Raw genomic sequence first — 2,896 nt, 5'->3', positions numbered from 1 at the left:
AGCCCTCGTCGATGCTGCGGCAAGAAGGGGGGTAAAATGTCAATTTGGGGTAAAAGTTGAAAATTTTGGGAAGACAGAGCTTCATGGCTCTAATTTGAGGCAATGCACCCAGGTTTATAGTTCCAATGGTATAGAGGAAACTGACTTTTTGATTCTTTGTGCGGGAATTGGTGCCACTGCTTTAACCGAAACTCTTACCCATCCAGTGGAGATCCGACCGGTTTTAGGGCAAGCTTTACAGATAAAATTGACGCAACCCCTAGAAAGTTCCGATTTTAAGCCGATTTTAACGGGAAATGACCTGCATATTCTGCCTTTGGCCGGAGCAGAATACTGGATTGGAGCAACGGTGGAATTTATGGACGAAAAGGGCGAAATTATCGCCGATACTGCCCTATTAGAACAAGTGTATCAAAAGGCGATCGCTTTTTGTCCCTCTTTGGCTGCGGGTGCGATCGTGCGTACTTGGTCCGGTAAGCGACCCCGACCGGAGAAAAAATCCGCTCCCATCATCGAATATTTGCCCAGATACGATAACGTTATTCTGGCCACGGGACACTACCGCAACGGGGTTTTATTGGCCCCTGCTACCGCTAAAATCGTCAGGGAAATGTTAAGTGATAAGTTAGGGTTTGCTGAAAAAGTTTGTTGATGGGGTTAGGAGTCAGGATTCGGCTTTTTTCTCCCCTCTCCCCTCTCTACAATAATTACTCGCAGCCAGAAATACGTTGGCATATATCATACTTTGTGCTTTTTGTCAAAAAAACTTTTTTTTTGCAATAAAACTACATAAAAAAAAGATCATCATTGCTGGTGAAATTGACTGATTTACCCGTCTTAATTAGGATCACCTTCTAGGTGTGGCAAGGGTTTCAACCATTGCTGCCCAAAAAAGCACAAAATAACCCATTATGAAATTCAGTAAAATCGCTGTAACCATCATAACATCGTTGTTAAATAAAAATCTTTCTCAATTAATTCTTAAGAATTTATAAATATTGCGGAATGTTAATTTAAATATTCTCAAGTTTTTGCAGTCAATAAATAATTTTTGCTTATATTTGTCGGAAAATAGAACTCCCGCAAAAATCCAACATCTACCATTGGGTTAGGAGTCAGTTATCAGTTATCAGTTATCAGTTCACTGAGAAAACTCCCCACACCCTACACCCCACACCCCACACCCCACTTACCCAATTCCCCAATTCCCCACACCCTGCTATCGGCAGCCGATGACCCTATCTGACCAAGAAAGACAACAACTCTGTGACACTGCTCGGGAAGTGGCGAAACTTTCCTATTCTCCCTATTCCCGTTTTCGGGTGGGGGCGGCGGTCTTGACAGATAAAAAGATTTATGCTGGTACTAATGTGGAGAACGCTAGTTATGGCTTGAGTTTGTGTGCGGAAAGGGCAACTTTAGCGCAAATAATCGCAGCGGGCGATCGAGAAGTACGGGCGATCGCTATAGCCTGTATCGATGGGAAGGATGATATTAGTCAGTTAACTCCCTGCGGAGCCTGTCGTCAATGGATAGCCGAATTAGCGCCGCAAGCGGAGATTATTATCTGTGGAACTCAGCAAAATTATCGTTTTAATCTCTCGGATTTACTGCCTTTTTCCTTTCGTTTTTAACTGTGGGTATAAAAAGGCGACTTGGCAGCTTGATTAGTCATATTTTCTTGTACTTGTTGCCATTCCATTGTGATTTCTTGGTCAATTTCTTCTTGATGGTCAAAATAGTAACCCATGGCTGCAGGAGCTTCGGCTAGGGTTAAATAAAGGTGTTGACGACAGATTTCTTCTACCGACCAACCATAGGCGATGTAGTCCATGACAATTTGAGCAACGCGGATACGCGGTAATCTTTGTAAATGTGCGGGTTGGTCGTCACTTTTTTCTATGTGTGGATAGGATAGAGCTAAGTAGTCGTGCAAAATTAATTTCCTAGTAAAGATAGGCAAGAGGCAAGAGGCAAGAGGTGGTTAGATATGTGTAATTAATTTTGCTTAGGTACTTAACATAGGGCTTCTAGTTAATTGATTTGACCTATTCTAACAGTTTTAGGCGTTGCTGAATCAAGATATGAATGCTAATTGTGCATCGTATCCACAACCAACGCTGAGGACTAGGTTTGAAAAATTGTCTAGGGGACAATTCATAGATCAGACAGTGATGCAATTCAGACTTGAATTGGCCAATTTAGAACCAGAATTTATTAAAAAACAAGATGGGCAGCAAAAACAAGATTGTGAAAATGCGGCTGTTAAAAGATGGTTAGATAAGAATCATCAAAAGAAGTATGGTTATCCTGTAACCCTGTTAGGAGATGACTTATACTCTCGCCAACCTATCTGTGAGTTAGCTCTAAAACAAGGTTATAATTTTATTTTTGTTTGTCTTGAAACTTCTCATAAAACCTTATATGAATGGCTAGAATTTTTAGAAAAAAGTGGAGAAGTTAAAGCCGTAGAAAAGAAACAATGGGATGGACGAAAGAATCTCATTTATCGTTATCGTTATGTTTCTAGAGTTCCTCTGAGAGAGGTCGAGTCAAGTCTCGAAGTTAATTGGTGTGAAGTCACGGTCATTAATGAAAAAACACAGAAAATTATCTATCAAAATAATTGGATTACCAATCATCGAATTACTGAAAATAATGTTGAAAAAATTGTCAAAGCTGGACGCAGCAGATGGAAAGTTGAGAATGAAGGAAATAACGTTCTTAAAAATCACGGTTATAATTTAGAACATAATTTTGGTCATGGTCAAAGTCATTTATGCGAGTTCTTGTTGTCTTTAAATTTACTAGCTTTTTTATTTCATACCGTTTTAGATTTAGTTAATCATACTTATCAAAAGATTCGTGAGTTATTAGTTACTCGCACCAGTTTTTT

3 protein-coding genes and 1 pseudogene are annotated in these 2,896 nt (G+C 39.9%); 3 read left to right on the top strand and 1 reads right to left on the bottom strand.

Features of this window, described 5'->3' with window-relative positions; translation table 11 throughout:
* Together PX484_RS00250 and cdd are read left to right on the top strand one after the other, a co-directional pair.
* On the top strand, positions 1-652 hold a 652-nt coding region (locus tag PX484_RS00250; protein ID WP_288102626.1), incomplete at its 5' end, for an NAD(P)/FAD-dependent oxidoreductase.
* 580 nt (positions 653-1,232) lie between these two features.
* Complete coding sequence (gene cdd, locus PX484_RS00245) at positions 1,233-1,634, top strand: cytidine deaminase (protein ID WP_002803476.1); 402 nt, start codon at positions 1,233-1,235, stop codon at positions 1,632-1,634.
* On the opposite strand, the gene PX484_RS00240 is transcribed toward cdd, so the two are convergent.
* Positions 1,631-1,936 carry a DUF433 domain-containing protein gene (locus tag PX484_RS00240; RefSeq protein WP_287666667.1) on the bottom strand — a complete coding sequence of 102 codons (306 nt, stop codon included), beginning with the start codon at positions 1,934-1,936 and terminating at the stop codon, positions 1,631-1,633. The genes cdd and PX484_RS00240 overlap by 4 nt on opposite strands.
* A gap of 253 nt (positions 1,937-2,189) precedes the next feature.
* On the opposite strand from PX484_RS00240, the pseudogene PX484_RS00235 reads away from it, so the two are divergent.
* Positions 2,190-2,896 (top strand): annotated as a pseudogene (locus PX484_RS00235) (ISNCY family transposase); the annotation flags it as partial.

The organism is Microcystis sp. M49636_WE2, assembly GCF_030065375.1.
GTDB classification, from domain to species: domain Bacteria; phylum Cyanobacteriota; class Cyanobacteriia; order Cyanobacteriales; family Microcystaceae; genus Microcystis; species Microcystis aeruginosa_C.
The sequence above is the reverse complement of the archived record's forward strand: the minus strand, read 5'-3'. Positions and strand labels throughout refer to the sequence as shown.